The sequence below is a fragment of the Kocuria sp. PD6 genome (assembly GCF_031844145.1).
GTDB lineage: Bacteria > Actinomycetota > Actinomycetes > Actinomycetales > Micrococcaceae > Kocuria > Kocuria marina.
This window is the reverse complement of the sequence record NZ_JAUZUS010000011.1, coordinates 70858-85606: the sequence shown is the minus strand read 5'-3', so window position 1 is coordinate 85606 and position 14749 is coordinate 70858. Positions and strand designations below refer to the sequence as shown.

The following is a 14749-nucleotide window of genomic DNA, read 5'->3' as shown; positions in this document are numbered from 1 at the left end:
CTTTTACCATAAGGGTCAACTTACTGGCGCGCCCCGAAAAACACCCGTAGTGTCCAGATCAGTTCATCCGGCGATCAGAGCACCACCCGAATCACAGGAGAAGATCATGGCCACTCTCACCGCTGTTTCCGCTTGCACCGCCACCGGCTGCGCCTTCAACGACAACGGCTGCACCGCCCCCGCCATCACGGTGGGCGGCCAGGGCTCCGAGGCCTCGTGCACCACGTTCATCTCGCTCGACGCGCGCGGTGGCCTGCCCACCGCCAACGGCCAGGTGGGCGCGTGCCAGCGCCTCGAGTGCGTGCACAACAAGGACCTATTGTGCACCGCCTCGTCGATCGAGGTCACTGCGGACGCCAACTGCGCGAGCTACGAAGCCCGCTGATCGCGGAGCTCACCGAGTAACAACTGCAGACATGAGAGGACCGCGAGTCATGCGACTCGCGGTCCTCTCATGTCTGCAACGATTGATCGAGCCCCGGCAGGTTCACACGACCGCCGGACAGCCTCGGGGTGTGACGCTGCCGCTGGGGTACCGGCGCGGCGTCACGCTGCGGCGGGGGTGCCCAGCAGGGATGCGAGGTTGTCGGCGAGGTCTTGTGCGGACGACGTCGGACGATGGAACGGGACGAAGTAGACGCTGGTAGCGGTCGAACCCTCGCGCAGAACCGTGACCCCGGTGAGATCCACGTCCACCACGAAATCCCGATTCCGGGTGTGAGCGCACCCGCCGCTCGAGGGCTTACGCGTCAGCAGGTGGGCGGGGATCCATCCGTTCTCCGCGGCATCGCACATCCCGGCCAGATCGATTGGATCCACGGACACCGCGGCGTCCAGGGCCACGGCTTCGGTGTTCACCGCGGCCATGGAATCCCCGAGCTCGCGGCCGAACGCCCGCACCTGGTCGACGTTCAGTGGCGTGGCACCCGAACCGTCATGAACCACGACCCGTGCCGTGGAGACGATCGCGAGTCGCCCGGAGGCCGTGTCGGCCACGGCCGCCACGAGCTCCGGCAACTCCCCCGTCATGAGGAGTTCGTCGGTCTCACCCGGGGTCAGCCACTCAAGACCCGCCAGGAAGTGTGCACTGGCCGCCACGATGCGTACGGAGGGGTCCGGAGCGAACTTGGCGATGTCCACGCGCACGTCCACGGTGTGCCCCGCCGGGGTCAGCGCAGCGGTGTCGGGCTGGGGAGCCGCAGCCATGACCATCCGGCCGTCCGGCATGAACCCGTGCGCCAAGCACGGCAGTGTAGGTTGACCCTCGAGGCGGTAGGCGACCACGTTCGCTCGGCCCGCGCCCGCGAGCATGCGGTGCGCGAGCGACACCACGCGCTCCGACACGCCCACGTACCCGAGCTGTGCACCGTTGTCGGTTCGACCCACGATCGCCCCCGCTTCCGTTGTGACCAATCCGACCGGGTCCGCCGAGAACATCCCGATCGCACCCGATTCGCAAAACTTAGGAAAGCCTAACCTCCCAAAAAGGTGAACGGAAGGGTTTGCGACGAATTTGGTCAGATTTTTATGACCTAAATGGAGGTGATTCAGATCACGGACACGTGCGATAGCATCGCAGCATGCCTCCCCTACCCCTCCGACCCCGTTCATCCCGCGCCGCCCGACGATCACGCTCGCCGCGGATCGCCGGGGCCGCGGCACTGACCGGGGTGGCGTTGCTGGTCTCCGGGTGCGGGGCCTTAAGCGGGGACGCACAGGAGGACGCGGGGCAGAATCCCGGCGCAGCGACGTCGTCCGCCACCAACCGGGCGACGAGCGAGACGGCCCGTGCGAGCGAGCCCGGTAAGGGCCCGGAGTGTCCCGAGGACGCGTGCTTCACCGTGGCGATGACCGGTGATCTCCTGCTGCACGAAGGCCTGTGGCGCAACTTCGCGGTGGACCCGGCCATGAACCAAAGCAGACACTTCGACTTCGACCCGCTGCTGGCCGGCCAGAAGCCGTACCTGGACCAGGCCGACGTGGCCATCTGCGAGATGGAGACCCCGGTGGCGCCCAAGGGTGGGCCCTACTCGGACTACCCGAGCTTCAGTGTGCCGCCGGAGATCACCGTGGCGGCCAAGAACACGGGTTACGACGCGTGCACGTCCGCGACCAATCACACCGTGGACCGCGGCACCGAGGGCGTGAACCGGACCTTGGCGACCCTCGACGACGCGAGCCTCAAGCACACCGGCTCGTACACTTCCGAGCGCGCATCCGAGGAGCCCATGCTGCTGGAGACCCCGGCCGGGACCGTGGCCGTGGTCACCGGGACCAACAGTCTCAACGGCCAGCGGGCGGAGCACGACTGGCAGGTGGACCGGCTGCGGGACCCCGCCGAGGAGCCGCAGGCCGCGCGACAGGACATCGACCGCGCCGTGGCGCAGGCGAAGAAGGCGCGCCAGCAGGGCGCGGACGTGGTGATCGCGGCCATGCACTCGATCATCGAGTACCAGGACGACGCCGACGCCTACCAGAAAACCACGGCCCACTCGCTGATTGATTCCGGTGCGTTCGACGCCGTGTACGGTCACGGTTCGCACAGCGTGCAGCCCATCGAGCACTACAACGGCAAGTGGATCGTCTACGGACTGGGCAACACCGTCACGGAGACCTCCCCGGCGTACGAGAACAACAACCAGGGTCTGATCACGCGCTTCCAGTTCGCGCTCGGGGACGACGGCGCGTGGCGGGTCAGCGACCTGGCCTGGGCACCGAGCTCCAACACCCAGGACGGCCGGTTCCAGTGGTGCTCCACGGCCTCGGACCAGCCCAACGGCGTGTGCCGCTCCCCCCAGGAGGACCGGCAGATCCGCGAGCGCATCGCGGGGATCATCAACACAGACTCGGCGACGGCGAACGGGTTGCGGGAGTGGCGGGTCGCGGAGGAAACGGAAGACTGAGCGGCGGAACGTTCACGAGAGAAGGCCGGTTCCACGAGACCCGTGAAGGTCCCGGAACCGGCCTTCTCCGTGCTCGTGACGGGGGCGTCAGCCCTGCACGCCGAGCTTCCCCAGGATGATCTGGCGCACGCGTCCGGCGTCCGCCTGGCCGCGCGTGGCCTTCATGACCGGTCCGATCAGGGCGCCCACGGCCTGGACCTTGCCGCCCTTGATCTTCTCGACCACGTCCGGCATCTGGGCCATGGCGTCGTCCACGGCGGCGGTGAGGGCGCCGTCGTCGGAGACGACCGCGAGCCCGCGGGACTCCACGATCTCCGCCGGGGTGCCCTCACCCTCGACCACGAAACCGAGGACCTTCTTGGCCAGCTTGTCGTTGATCTTGCCGCCGTCGATCAGCCCGTTGAGTTCGACCACGTGGGCCGGGGTCACGGGCAGGTCCGCGATCTCGACCTCGCGCTGCTTGGCGAGGCGGGCGATCTCACCCATCCACCACTTGCGCGCCACGGCGGCGGAGGCGCCCGCGGCAATGGTCTGCTCGATCTCGTCCAGCACACCCGCGTTGACGACGTCGCGGAACTCCTCGTCCGTGTACCCCCAGTCCGCCTTCAGCCGCTTGCGGCGCTCGGCGGGGGGCTCGGGAAGGCTCGCGCGCAGTTCCTCGATCCAGTCCGCCGTGGTCACCACGGGCACCAGGTCCGGTTCGGGGAAATAGCGGTAGTCGTCCGCGTCCGACTTGGGCCGCCCCGCGGTCGTGGACCGGGTGTCCTCGTGCCAGAAGCGGGTCTCCTGCGTGACCTTCTCCCCCGCGGCGAGCACGGCGGCGTGGCGCTGGATCTCGTAGCGCACGGTGCGCTCCACGGCGCGCAGCGAGTTCACGTTCTTCGTCTCCGAGCGCGTGCCGAACTGCGTGGCGCCCTTGGGCATCAGAGACACGTTCGCGTCGCAGCGCACGTTGCCGCGCTCCATGCGGGCGTCCGAGATGCCGAGGTTCTTCACGATCTCGCGGATCGCGGCCACGTAGGCGCGGGCCAGTTCCGGCGCCCGCTCCCCCGCACCCACGATGGGCTTGGTCACGATCTCGATGAGCGGCACACCTGCGCGGTTGTAGTCCACCAGGGAGTACTGCGCGTTCTGGATCCGCCCGGCATCCCCGCCCATGTGGGTCAGCTTGCCGGCGTCCTCCTCCATGTGGGCGCGCTCGATCTCCACGCGGAACTCCGTGCCGTCCTCCAGCTCGAGGTCCAGGTGCCCGTCGAACGCGATGGGCTCGTCGAACTGCGAGGTCTGGAAGTTCTTGGGGGTGTCCGGGTAGAAGTAGTTCTTCCGTGCGAAGTGGCACTTCTGCGCGATCGAGCAGTTCAGCGCGAGACCGAGCTTGATCGCGGATTCCACTGCCTTGCCGTTGACCACCGGCAGCACGCCGGGCAGCCCCAGGGACACCGGGGTCACGTTGGTGTTGGGCTCGTCCCCAAAGGTGTTGGGGGCGGCATCGAACATCTTGGTCTTGGTGTTCAGCTCCACGTGCACCTCGAACCCCAGGACGGGGTCGAAGCGCTCGAGGGCTTCCTCGAAGGACAGCACGTCCTGGCTCATCACTTGCCTCCCTGCGCGGCAGTGGCCGCAAAGTCACGAACGGTGGCGGTCACGTCGGCGCGTTCCCGCCACAGCGGGCCGCCCCACTGCTCGGTGAGCAACCGCTCCAGACCGGCTCCGGCGCGGTACACGCGGGCGTCCTCGCGCGCCGGTGCCATGAACTGGATCCCCACGGGCAGCCCGTCCTCCGGTGCCAGGCCGCCCGGCAGGGAGATCGCGGGGATCCCCGCGAGGTTGGTGGGGATCGTGGCGATGTCGTTCAGGTACATCTGCATGGGATCCGCGGACTCGTCCACGCCCCCGATGTCGAACGCGGTGGTGGGCGCGGTGGGCGAGATCAGCACGTCCGCCTCCTCAAACGCCGCCGCGAAATCACGCTGTACGAGCGTGCGCACCTGCTGTGCGGAACCGTAGTACGCGTCGTAGTACCCCGCGGACAGCGCATACGTCCCCAGGATGATCCGGCGCTTGACCTCGTCCCCGAAGCCTGCGGCGCGGGACGCGCTCATGACCTTCTCGATGGTGGGAGTGCCCTCGGGAGTGACGCGCAGACCGAAGCGCACGCCGTCGTACTTGGCCAGGTTGGAGGAGACCTCCGAGGACATGATCAGGTAATAGGCACCCAGCGCGTACTCGAAGTTGGGCGTCTGGACGTCCACGATCTCGGCGCCCGCGGCGCGCAGGAGTTCGAGGGACTCCTCGAAGCGCTGCTGCACACCGGCCTGAAAACCCTCGCCGCTCAGCTGCTGGACCACGCCCACGCGCAGCCCCTTGAGCCCACCCTCGGCCGCTCCCTCGCGCGCGGCGCGGGCGTAGGAGCCCACGGGATCCGTCAGCGAAGTGGAGTCGGCGGGATCGTGACCGCCCACGACCTCGTGCAACAGTGCGGCGTCGAGCACCGTGCGGGAGCACGGGCCCACCTGGTCGAGCGAGGACGCCATGGCAATCACGCCGTAACGGGACACCGAACCGTACGTGGGCTTGACGCCCACCGTGCCGGTCACGGCCGCGGGCTGGCGGATGGAGCCACCGGTGTCCGTGCCCAGGGCCAGGGGCGCCTGGAACGCGGAGACCGCGGCGGCGGAACCGCCACCGGAACCGCCCGGGATCTTGCGCAGGTCCCACGGGTTGCGCGTGGGACCGAACGCCGAGTGCTCGGTGGACGAACCCATGGCGAACTCGTCCAGGTTGGTCTTGCCCAGGATGGGCATGCGCGCCGCACGCAGCTTGCGGGTCACCGTGCCGTCGTACGGGCTCATCCAACCCTCGAGCATCCGGGACGCCGCCGTGGTGGGCTGGCCCTTGGTCACGATGAGGTCCTTGACCGCCACGGGCACACCCGCGAGCTCGGGCAACTGCTCACCCTTGGCGCGTGCCTCGTCCACACCACGGGCCACGTCCAGGGCCTCCTCGCGGTTGCGGTGCAGGAACGCGTTCAGCCCGTCGGTCCCGTGCGAGCGGTCCTGGGCGTCCAGCGGGGTGCCGTCCGTGGCCTCGATCTGCTCGAGGTGCGCGGTCACGGCGTCCACCGAGGAGACCTCACCGGAAGCCAGCTTGGCCGCGAGGTCCGCGGCGGACAGTTCTACGATGCGCTCGCTCATGCTCACTCCCCGTCCAGGATCGCCGGGACCCGGAACTTGCCGTCCTGGCTGTCCGGTGCGTTGCTCAGGGCTTCCTCCTGCGTGAGGGTCTCCCCCACCACGTCCTCGCGGAAGACGTTGTGCAACGGCAGGGGGTGGCTCGTGGCGGGGACGTCGTCCCCGGCGGCTTGGCTGACCGAGGCCACGGATTCGACGATGAGATCGAGTTCACCGGCCACACGGGCCAGTTCCTCGTCCGACATCTCGATGCGCGCGAGTTCGGCCAGGTGCGCCACCTGCTCGCGATTGATCGCAGACATGCATGCTCCTGGTATTCGCTGATTGGTTCCGATCCAGTCTAGCGAGCGCCTACCCTGGACTCAGTACTCCCGTTCTCCCGCCGATCTCCCGAAGGGGTCCCACTTCGTGGCTCAGTCCTCCGCCCGTTCATCACGACGCCGCTCCACGCCTTCCAAGGGCACCTCCCGGATGACCCGGGCGGACGCCGCGCGCGCCCGCGTGGATCACGACAACGCGTGGCGCCAGTGGGTCTCGGACTCCGCCGTGGAGACCGTGGACACCGCACTGAGCCACGTCCAGGCGGTCGTGGAGGAACAGGTGCGCCAATACGGAGCATTCCCGGCCTTCCTGGTCACCGGCGCCAAGGACGGGGAGTTCGAACTGGATTCGGTGGACCCGTCTCGTGTGAACGATCTGGCCCCCCAGGACGTGCTGGCCGAACTGCGGGACATCGCGCGAGAGAAGGCCTCCGGATTGCTCGTCGCCGCACTGGCCTACCCGGCCACCCTCCCGGACCGCTCCGGTGCCACCGCGGTGATCGTGGAGGTAGCCCACCGCGAACGGCTCAGCCTGGAAGTTATCCAGGAATACAATGTCGTGGAGGCCAAGGGCCGCACGTTCGTGAACTTTGGCGATCCGCACACGGATCGAGCGGATCCGTGGTTGTTCGCGGTGCGTGACTGAGACCCGGACATCGCCTCCTCCGACGGGACGACCCGTCAGCACACCGGATAGCTCGGGGACGACCCCGCCCGGACCGGGGCGCGCACAGTCCCGAGAATCGAGCTGACGCTTCCATGTCCCCCACGCGTCGTTCCATCCTGACTCCGGGAGCCCTGGCCCGCGTGATCGCGGGATGGGGATTCTTCGTGCTGCTTCAACTCTCCGGCTCGCTGCTGGCCCCACCCGTGTCCTCCCCGCTGCTCGTGGGGGCGCTCGTGGTGATCGTGGGCGTGATCCTGTACGCGGCCACGGGCGTCGTGCAACAGGCCGAACACCTGGCCCACAGGCTCGGCGATCCGTACGGTTCGCTGGTGCTGACCCTGTCCATCGTCGTGATCGAGGTGGTGTTGATCTCCGCCGTCATGCTGGGCCCCGGTGAGCACGCCACGATCGCGCGGGACTCCGTGATGGCCGTGGCCATGATCATCCTCAACCTGGTAATCGGTCTGTGCCTGCTCGTGGGCGGCCTCAAGCACGGGGACATGGCCCACAATCGGACGGGAACCTCCAACTACCTGGCGCTGCTCGTGGTCCTGAGCGCCCTGGCCTTCGTGCTACCCGCGGCCCTCGGCACCGACGGCGCGTACCAGCCGTGGCAGGAGATCTCCATCATCGCAGTCACTGTGGCGATCTACGCGTTCTTCCTGTACCGACAGGCGGGCGCGCAGGCCGTGGACTTCACCGAAGTGGACCCCCGGTTGCGCCCGGGTCCGGAGACCGCGGCCCGGGAGACGACGACGACGCGTCCTTCCCTGCGCTCGGTCCTGGCCGAGCACCGCACCGAGATCCTCGCGCGCCTGGCATTGCTCGTGATCACCGTGGTGCCCATCGTGGTGCTGTCCCACGACATGGCCTCGCTGTTGGACGATGGGCTCGGCCGTGTGGGGGCACCGCCCGCGCTGGCCGGCGTGCTGATCGCGGCCATCGTGTTCCTGCCCGAATCCCTCACCGCGCTGCGCGCCGCGCTGGCCGGGGAGATCCAGCGCGTGAGCAACCTGTGCCACGGGGCGCTGGTGTCCACGGTGGGGTTGACCATCCCGGCGATACTCGTGATCGGGCTGCTCACCGATCAAACGGTCGTGCTCGCCGAGAGCCCCGCGAACCTGGTGCTGCTCGGGATCACGCTGGGACTGTCCCTCACCACGTTCGCATCCTCCAGGGTCACGTCGATCCACGGTGCGGCGCACCTGGTGATCTTCGCGGCCTACGGGATCACGGTGTTCTCCTGATGCGCAACTGACCCCGCTGGGAGGCCCAGCGGGGTCAGTCCGACAGCGGATCAGCGAGCCGCGTTCACCACGAGGGGAGCTCGGGCAGGGCGCCCTCGGACTCCACGAACTCGTCGTCACCGCGGGCCAGCCACCGCAGCATGCCCTCGCGGTCGGAGGTGATGAGCTGACCGCCGTCGCCGATGATCCACTCGTCCCGCTCCTCGGTGCGCAGGGTCATCCCCGGGGCACCCTTGGCCCGCATGGTGCGCACCGCGGCCTCCACGGCGTTGAGCAGGGAGTCCGGGTCCGCTTCCGCCACGGTCCACGTGGTGTCCAGGTCGTGGTGGTGCACCACGACCTCCGCGATCCGCACCGCGGGCACGGACGTGGCCGGGACGGGCTTACCGTGCAGGTCGAGCTCTTCGGTGACGATGTCGCCCTTGAGACGCTCGCACTGCTCGGCGAAGAACTGCGCGTTCTGCTTGAAGGTCTCGATCAGCTCGTCCTTGGGCAGCGCGGCGAGCTCGTCGATCTCCTGCTCGCGCGCCTCGTGGGACTCGTAGGGCTGCTGCGGTTCACCCGTGGTGGCCCAGTCGATGAGCTTGACCAGGGCGCGGGCGTTGGAGGCCAGGTGCGCGATCACGTGCGCGCGGTCCCAACCCTCGCACAGGGTGGGGCCCACCATTTCTTCGTCCGAGAGGGACTCCACGGTCGCGAGGAACATGTCGGTCTCCCGCCTCAGACGGGAGAGGTCGGAGTTGAGGCGTGCCGGATTCATCATGGCTCCCACTGTAGTAATTCCCCACGCGAGCCAGCGCACGATGGCAGGGCTCAACACATACGCATATCGTCCGAGTCCCCCATGGGCGGAGCCCCGGGCTGCCGCGCGAACCGCGCTGCTCCCGGGGCTCCGATCATGCTCAGGACACCGTGTGGGCCAACTGCTGACGCAGTTCGCGGCGCGTGCGCTGGGCCTCGGGCGAGGGCACGGGCACCGCGGCGAGCAAGCGCTTGGTGTACTCCTGCTCGGGGTGGCGCAGCACCGCTTCGCGCGAGCCCTGTTCCACGATGTGCCCGTGCTGCATGACCACGATCCGGTTGGCGAGCCGGTCGATCACCGCGAGGTCGTGGGTCACGAACAAGCACGCGAAGCCCATCTCCGCTTGCAGCTGCTCGAACAATTCCAGGACCGTGGCCTGCACGGACACGTCCAGCGCGGACGTGGGTTCATCCGCCACGAGCAGTTTCGGCTTCAGGGACAGGGCCCGGGCGATGCCCACGCGCTGCTTCTGACCGCCCGAGAGCTCGTGCGGGTAACGGTTGCGGTAGTTGCGCGGCAACCGCACCTGGTCCAGGAGTTGCTCGATGCGCTGCTGCAGTTGCGCCCCTTTTGCCTCGCCGGCCAGGAACATGGGCTCACCGATCGACTCACCGATCGGCAGCCGCGGGTTCAGCGAGGACGCGGGGTCCTGGAAGACCATGCCCACGTCCTTGCGCACCGCGTTGAGCTTGGCGCGCGGGGCACCGTGCAGTTCCACGCCGTCCACCACAAGCGATCCCTCGACCACGGGCAGCAGTCCCACCGCGGCGCGGCCGATCGTGGTCTTGCCGGAACCGGATTCACCCACGAGACCCACGGTCTCCCCGGCTGCCACGGTGAGGCTGACGCCCTCGACCGCGCGGAACGCGGGGTTGCGGCCCTGCTTGGGGTACTCGATGGCCACGTCCTTCAACTGCAGCACCGGTTCCACGACCCGCTGGGCGAGCGTGTCCATGGACGCTGCCTCCGCCGTGCTGCGGTCCACCACCATGGGCATGACCACGGAACGCTCGAGCGCGGCGACCATGTCCACGGACTCGTCGTTCTCGTTGCCCTGGCCCAGGTGGGGCACGGCCTCGAGCAACGAGCGGGTGTAGGGGTGGCGCGGTGCGGTGAAGATCTGCTCCGCCGTGCCCTGTTCCACGATCACGCCCTTCTGCATGACCGCGATGTTGTCCGCGAGGTCCGCCACCACACCCATGTCGTGGGTGATCAGGATGACCGCCGAGTCCAGCTGGTCCTTGAGGTTGCGGATCAGGTCCAGGATCTCCGCCTGTACGGTCACGTCCAGGGCCGTGGTGGGCTCGTCCGCGATCAGCAGTTTGGGGTCGCACGAGAGGGACTGCGCGATCATCGCGCGCTGCCGCTGACCACCGGAGAGCTGGTGGGGGTAGGAACGGAACGCCTTCTCGGGGTCCGGCAGTTCCACCATGGTGAGCATCTGCCGGGCACGTTCGGCGGCCTCGGCGGGTGAGATGTCCCGGTGCAGGCGGATGGTCTCCACGATCTGCTGGCCCACCGTGTACACGGGGTTCAGCGCGGTCATGGGCTCCTGGAAGATCACGGCGATCTCCTCGCCACGCACGCGCCGCAGCGCGTTGCCGCGCAGCCCGATCAGTTCCTCCCCGGCCAGCACGGCCGAACCGCGCACGCGTGCGTTGGAGGGCAGCAGCCCCAGCATGGACATCGAGCTCGCGGACTTGCCCGAACCGGACTCGCCCACGATCGCGAGCACCTCCCCCGCTGCGACGTCGTAGTTCAGGTCGATCGCGGCCGGCGCCCAGTCCCGGTCCACGCCGAAGTCCACGGACAGCCCGCGCACGCTCAGCACGGGTTCACCGCGGGCCACGGTCCTGCGGGCCGGGCCGCGCCGCACGGTGGGTTCGTTGCGCTGCGCCCGCCGACCACGCCGTTTCTGCGCGCCCTCGGCGGTGGCACCCGCCGCGGCACTGCCGTCGGCGGCTGCACCCGCGGCCGCGGTTCCGTCGGCGCGACCGGTGACCGCAGCGGCGTCGGCGGCCGTGGCACCGGACGATCCGGCAGCGCGAGCGTGAGCCGCGGAGGGGTTACCGGGGCCTTCGGTGGCCACCCGCCCGTCGCCGCTCGGCGTGCCGTCCCACGGGGCGTTGTGCTCGGCGGCCGTGGCCTCGTGCGACGACGCCGCGTTCGGGTCCTGCGCCGCGTCGTGGGGTCGCGGGGTGCCCTCGGGCTGGTTCGAGGTGCTCATCGTGTGTGCTCCATCGTGTCGAGAACTGGGCGCGCGGCCGCAGCACGCGCGCATTGCCTAGCATGGGGGTCATGACCCGAGAACCCGCCGGCGAGCCCGAAACCTACCGAGCGTCGTCGGCCCCGTGGCTCACGGGATTCCTGGTGGTCCTGGGTCTGGTGGTGTGCTTCGCGGGCTGGGGCCACACCGTGGCGCACCACGCGGGCGCCGTGTTCGGTGGTCTCGCCCTGGCGGCGCTCGGGTACGCGCTGTACTGGCGCCCCCGGCTCGAGGTGCACGCGGACGAGGTGCGCGTGGTGAACCCCCTGCGCACGGTGAGCATTCCGTGGAGCCGGATCGTGGACGTGCGCACCCGTTTCGCGGTGACCATCGCCACGGACCAGGGCGCCCACTCGTGTTTCGCCCTGCCCTCCGCCGGTGCGGGCGCCGCCCTGCGCTCCGGTGTGGACGCCGTGAACCGCAATCACCCGATCGCCCGACCGGGCGGCGCGGTGCGCGTGGGCGACCTGACCTCGACCGCTTCCGGCGCCGCCGCGCACCGCGTCCGCGACACGTGGCAACGCAAGATCGAGACCGGTGAGCTGGACGTCTTTGCCCGGGACGCCGCACCCGATTCGGTGCGGGTCCGCTACGTGCCCGGCCCGCTCGCGGCGATCGTGCCGCTGGCCGCCGCGAGCGCCGTGCTGTTCACCGTGTGAACTGATCATCGTCCGTCCCGGCCGGTGTCCCCGCGCGTCCCTGTCTCGGCCCCGGCGTTCACCGCGGGCTTCGTCCCCGGCTCGGATGCGGTGAGCGCGTCCGGGTACTGGTCCGTGCGCTCGCCGGTCTCGCGGGCGCGCTTGGGGTTGAACTTGCGCTGGCGCGGGTCGAACGCGTCACGCAGACCGTCACCGATGAAGTTGATGGTCAGCGCGATCGCCACGATGAACACACCCGGCCACCAGAACAACCACGGACGGGTCGCGAAGGCGGTCTGGTTCTCGCTGATCAACCGGCCCAGGGACCAGTCCGGGGCCTGGATACCCAGACCCAGGTAGGACAGCGCGGTCTCCAGCAGGATCGCCGAGGACATCAACAGCGTGATGTTCACGGTGATCACACCCACGGTGTTGGGCAGGATGTGCTTGAAGATGATCCGCCCGCTCGAGGCACCGGCCAGTCGCGCGGCGTCCACGAACTCGCGCTCGCGCAGCGTGAGGAACTCACCGCGCACCAGGCGCGCGAGCGGCGGCCACGAGGCTAGACCGATCAGCAGACCCAGGGCGATCACCGTGGCGAACGTGGGCAGGTTGTGGGCGCGCACCCACGAGATGGCCAGGCGGCCCAACAGGGCTGCCAGGATCACCAGGGGGATGATGATGATCACGTCGGTCAGACGCATCAGCACGGCCTCGGTCCAGCCCCGGAAGTACCCGGAGAGGCCACCCACCACGGTGCCCACGAGGCCCGCGATAAGGCCCACCACGATCATGACCACCAGGGAGTACTGGGTGCCCTGCATGGCCATGGCGAACAGGTCACGGCCCAGGTTGTCCTGGCCGAACGGGTGCTCCCCGAGCGAGGGCGGGAGCAGGGACAGCGTGGGCCGGCCACCGTTGAGCACGGTTCCCGTGGCGTCCGGGTTCCACTTCCACCATCCCGGGATGGGACCGACACCCAGCGAGGTGACGGACAGCACCACGATGAACAACAGGACGATCAGGGACACGACGGCGCCCGTGTTGCCGAAGAACCGCTGGCGTACCAGCTGACCCTGGCTCTTGCCGCGCACGTCCTCGGGCTTCTCGCCGGTCTGCGGGGTCTGTTCGACCTGCTGGGGGACGTCGATAGGTTGTGGCTGGCTCATGCTTTCACCCTCACGCGCGGGTCGAGTACGGAGTACACCAGGTCAGCGATCAGGTTGAAGACCATGGCGACGATGCCGGTGATCAGGAACACGCCCATCACCGGGTTGGGGTCTACGTTGCGCACCGATTGGATGAACAACTGCCCCATACCGGTGAACGCGAATACGGATTCCGTGATGATCGCGCCGCCGATCAGACCGCCGATGTCGTAGGCCACGAGCGTGGCCAGCGGGATCAGCGCGTTGCGGAACGCGTGACGCATGACCACGGTCCGCTCCGACAGGCCCTTGGCGCGCGCGGTGCGCACGTAGTCCTGGCCCATGATCTCCAGCATGGACGCGCGCGAGTACCGCGAGTAGGACGCGAGCGCCAGCAGGGTGATACAGATGGTGGGCAGCAAGAGGTGGGTGAACCGGTCCAGGCCGGTGATCCAGAAGTCACCCGACAAGCCCGGGGTGGAGGAGTTGGCCGTGGCGATGGGCCGGCCCCGGATGTGACCGGAGTTCACGTAGTCCGGCCACGACTGCATGAAGCGGTCCAGGATGATCAGCAGGGCCACGAAGAAGCCGGTGACCCCGCCCACGCGGGCGCCCTGACCACGGTCGTAGCCTCCGGCGACGTAACCGGCTCCCACACCCACCAGGATCATCACGACGACCAACGCCAGTAGAGTCAGCAGCCCGCCCCCGACGAAGAGGGCCTGGACGGGGAAGTACAGCACGAGACCCACCACCACGGTGGCCAGCCCGGCGTACAGGGCCCGCTTGTTGCGTAGTCCCGCTATGAGCACGGTGGCGATCACGGCCATCAGAATGCCGGTCAGTGCGATCAGCGGGATGCCCAGGAAGGGGTGCGCGAGCCAGTTGGTCGCGAGCACGAAGTAGATGATCCCGAAGGTGACCACGAAGCCCAGGACACCCATGAGGATGCGGGTCCGCGTGCGCCCGAACGAGACCAGGAACCAGATGAGCCCAGCCACCACGGAGATTGCGAGCAGCGCCCCGATGGACAGTGACGGGTTCTGCAGGAAGTCGTTGAACTGAATGGCCGCCACTTCCTTGAGCAGCACCGCGAGCCAGAAGCTCGGCAGCGAGAAGCACAGGAAGGTCAGGAACGTGATGCCGTAGTCCAGGCCCGAGTACTGCCGCAGTGCGGAGACGATACCCAGGGTGATACCCACGACGATGGCCAGGATGGTACCGATCGTGACCAGCATGATGGTCTGGCCCATGGCGAAGGAGAGTAGGCTCGTCACCTCCTGGCCCTCGCGGCTCACGCCCAGGGAGCAGGTGTCCGCAAAGGGCACGAGGCACCCGAGTGCCCCGCCGAGCCACGTGAAGTAGCGCAGCACGGGCGGTGTGTCCAGGTTGAGGGCCTCCACGCGGGCGGGGATCAGCTGTTGGGCGTTGGGGTTTCCGTACAGGTCCCACAGCGGGTCGCCGGAGGCCGCCGTCATGAGGTACACGAGGAACGATGCGCCCAGCAGGATGAGGACGGCGGTGATGAGCCGTCTGAGGATGTAAGAAATCATGATGCTGCCTCTGA

General features: G+C 68.5%; 13 protein-coding genes. 5 read left to right on the top strand and 8 right to left on the bottom strand.

Going from position 1 to position 14749, the window contains the following annotated elements; genetic code table 11:
• Positions 1-106 precede the first annotated feature (106 nt).
• Positions 107-385 carry a DUF1540 domain-containing protein gene (locus Q9R22_RS11055; protein WP_035965361.1) on the top strand — a complete coding sequence of 93 codons (279 nt, stop codon included), beginning with the start codon at positions 107-109 and terminating at the stop codon, positions 383-385.
• Between the two features lie 161 nt (positions 386-546).
• Here the strand turns inward: Q9R22_RS11055 and Q9R22_RS11050 are convergent, their stop codons facing one another.
• Positions 547-1386, bottom strand: coding sequence for a hypothetical protein (locus Q9R22_RS11050; RefSeq protein ID WP_131332588.1), 840 nt, complete (start codon positions 1384-1386; stop codon positions 547-549).
• A gap of 194 nt (positions 1387-1580) precedes the next feature.
• Here Q9R22_RS11050 and Q9R22_RS11045 point away from each other — a divergent pair, with 194 nt between their 5' ends.
• Positions 1581-2903, top strand: coding sequence for a CapA family protein (locus Q9R22_RS11045; RefSeq protein WP_131332587.1), 1323 nt, complete (start codon positions 1581-1583; stop codon positions 2901-2903).
• An 87-nt stretch (positions 2904-2990) separates the two neighbouring features.
• Here the strand turns inward: Q9R22_RS11045 and gatB are convergent, their stop codons facing one another.
• From gatB to gatC, 3 genes are read right to left on the bottom strand one after another with little or no spacing between them, the layout of a single operon-like run.
• Positions 2991-4496: an Asp-tRNA(Asn)/Glu-tRNA(Gln) amidotransferase subunit GatB gene (gatB, locus tag Q9R22_RS11040; protein WP_085107147.1), complete on the bottom strand. Its 1506-nt coding sequence runs from the start codon at positions 4494-4496 to the stop codon at positions 2991-2993.
• Positions 4496-6097, bottom strand: coding sequence for an Asp-tRNA(Asn)/Glu-tRNA(Gln) amidotransferase subunit GatA (gene gatA, locus Q9R22_RS11035; protein WP_131332585.1), 1602 nt, complete (start codon positions 6095-6097; stop codon positions 4496-4498). Before gatA ends, gatB begins: the two co-directional genes overlap by 1 nt.
• Before the next feature lie 2 nt (positions 6098-6099).
• Positions 6100-6396 (bottom strand): Asp-tRNA(Asn)/Glu-tRNA(Gln) amidotransferase subunit GatC, encoded by a 297-nt coding sequence (gatC, locus tag Q9R22_RS11030; protein WP_064846057.1) that lies wholly within the window; start codon positions 6394-6396, stop codon positions 6100-6102.
• A 106-nt stretch (positions 6397-6502) separates the two neighbouring features.
• On the opposite strand from gatC, the gene Q9R22_RS11025 reads away from it, so the two are divergent.
• Together Q9R22_RS11025 and Q9R22_RS11020 are read left to right on the top strand one after the other, a co-directional pair.
• On the top strand, positions 6503-7060 hold the full coding sequence (locus Q9R22_RS11025; protein WP_242670629.1) for a hypothetical protein: 558 nt from the start codon (positions 6503-6505) through the stop codon (positions 7058-7060).
• 113 nt (positions 7061-7173) lie between these two features.
• Positions 7174-8328, top strand: coding sequence for a calcium:proton antiporter (locus Q9R22_RS11020; protein ID WP_131332584.1), 1155 nt, complete (start codon positions 7174-7176; stop codon positions 8326-8328).
• A gap of 64 nt (positions 8329-8392) precedes the next feature.
• Here Q9R22_RS11020 and Q9R22_RS11015 read toward each other — a convergent pair whose 3' ends face one another.
• Both Q9R22_RS11015 and Q9R22_RS11010 read right to left on the bottom strand, forming a co-directional pair.
• Positions 8393-9091 (bottom strand): maleylpyruvate isomerase family mycothiol-dependent enzyme, encoded by a 699-nt coding sequence (locus Q9R22_RS11015; protein ID WP_131332583.1) that lies wholly within the window; start codon positions 9089-9091, stop codon positions 8393-8395.
• Between the two features lie 139 nt (positions 9092-9230).
• Positions 9231-11357, bottom strand: a complete 2127-nt coding sequence (locus tag Q9R22_RS11010; protein WP_242670627.1) for an ABC transporter ATP-binding protein — start codon at positions 11355-11357, stop codon at positions 9231-9233.
• A 71-nt stretch (positions 11358-11428) separates the two neighbouring features.
• On the opposite strand from Q9R22_RS11010, the gene Q9R22_RS11005 reads away from it, so the two are divergent.
• Positions 11429-12055, top strand: coding sequence for a PH domain-containing protein (locus tag Q9R22_RS11005; protein ID WP_131332582.1), 627 nt, complete (start codon positions 11429-11431; stop codon positions 12053-12055).
• Positions 12056-12060: 5 nt separating this feature from the next.
• Here Q9R22_RS11005 and Q9R22_RS11000 read toward each other — a convergent pair whose 3' ends face one another.
• Both Q9R22_RS11000 and Q9R22_RS10995 read right to left on the bottom strand, forming a co-directional pair.
• Complete coding sequence (locus Q9R22_RS11000; RefSeq protein ID WP_131332581.1) at positions 12061-13203, bottom strand: ABC transporter permease; 1143 nt, start codon at positions 13201-13203, stop codon at positions 12061-12063.
• Complete coding sequence (locus tag Q9R22_RS10995) at positions 13200-14735, bottom strand: ABC transporter permease (protein WP_131332580.1); 1536 nt, start codon at positions 14733-14735, stop codon at positions 13200-13202. The genes Q9R22_RS11000 and Q9R22_RS10995 overlap by 4 nt, the downstream gene beginning before the upstream one ends.
• Positions 14736-14749: the final 14 nt, after the last annotated feature.

Bases quoted from the DNA above. Each gene is read 5' to 3' on its own strand.
- Q9R22_RS11055 (WP_035965361.1), top strand. From the start codon at position 107: ATGGCCACTCTCACCGCTGTTTCCGCTTGCACCGCCACCGGCTGCGCC.
- Q9R22_RS11045 (WP_131332587.1), top strand. From the start codon at position 1,581: ATGCCTCCCCTACCCCTCCGACCCCGTTCATCCCGCGCCGCCCGACGA.
- gatB (WP_085107147.1), bottom strand. From the start codon at position 4,496: ATGAGCCAGGACGTGCTGTCCTTCGAGGAAGCCCTCGAGCGCTTCGAC.
- gatA (WP_131332585.1), bottom strand. From the start codon at position 6,097: ATGAGCGAGCGCATCGTAGAACTGTCCGCCGCGGACCTCGCGGCCAAG.
- gatC (WP_064846057.1), bottom strand. From the start codon at position 6,396: ATGTCTGCGATCAATCGCGAGCAGGTGGCGCACCTGGCCGAACTCGCG.
- Q9R22_RS11020 (WP_131332584.1), top strand. From the start codon at position 7,174: ATGTCCCCCACGCGTCGTTCCATCCTGACTCCGGGAGCCCTGGCCCGC.
- Q9R22_RS11015 (WP_131332583.1), bottom strand. From the start codon at position 9,091: ATGATGAATCCGGCACGCCTCAACTCCGACCTCTCCCGTCTGAGGCGG.
- Q9R22_RS11010 (WP_242670627.1), bottom strand. From the start codon at position 11,357: ATGAGCACCTCGAACCAGCCCGAGGGCACCCCGCGACCCCACGACGCG.
- Q9R22_RS11005 (WP_131332582.1), top strand. From the start codon at position 11,429: ATGACCCGAGAACCCGCCGGCGAGCCCGAAACCTACCGAGCGTCGTCG.
- Q9R22_RS11000 (WP_131332581.1), bottom strand. From the start codon at position 13,203: ATGAGCCAGCCACAACCTATCGACGTCCCCCAGCAGGTCGAACAGACC.
- Q9R22_RS10995 (WP_131332580.1), bottom strand. From the start codon at position 14,735: ATGATTTCTTACATCCTCAGACGGCTCATCACCGCCGTCCTCATCCTG.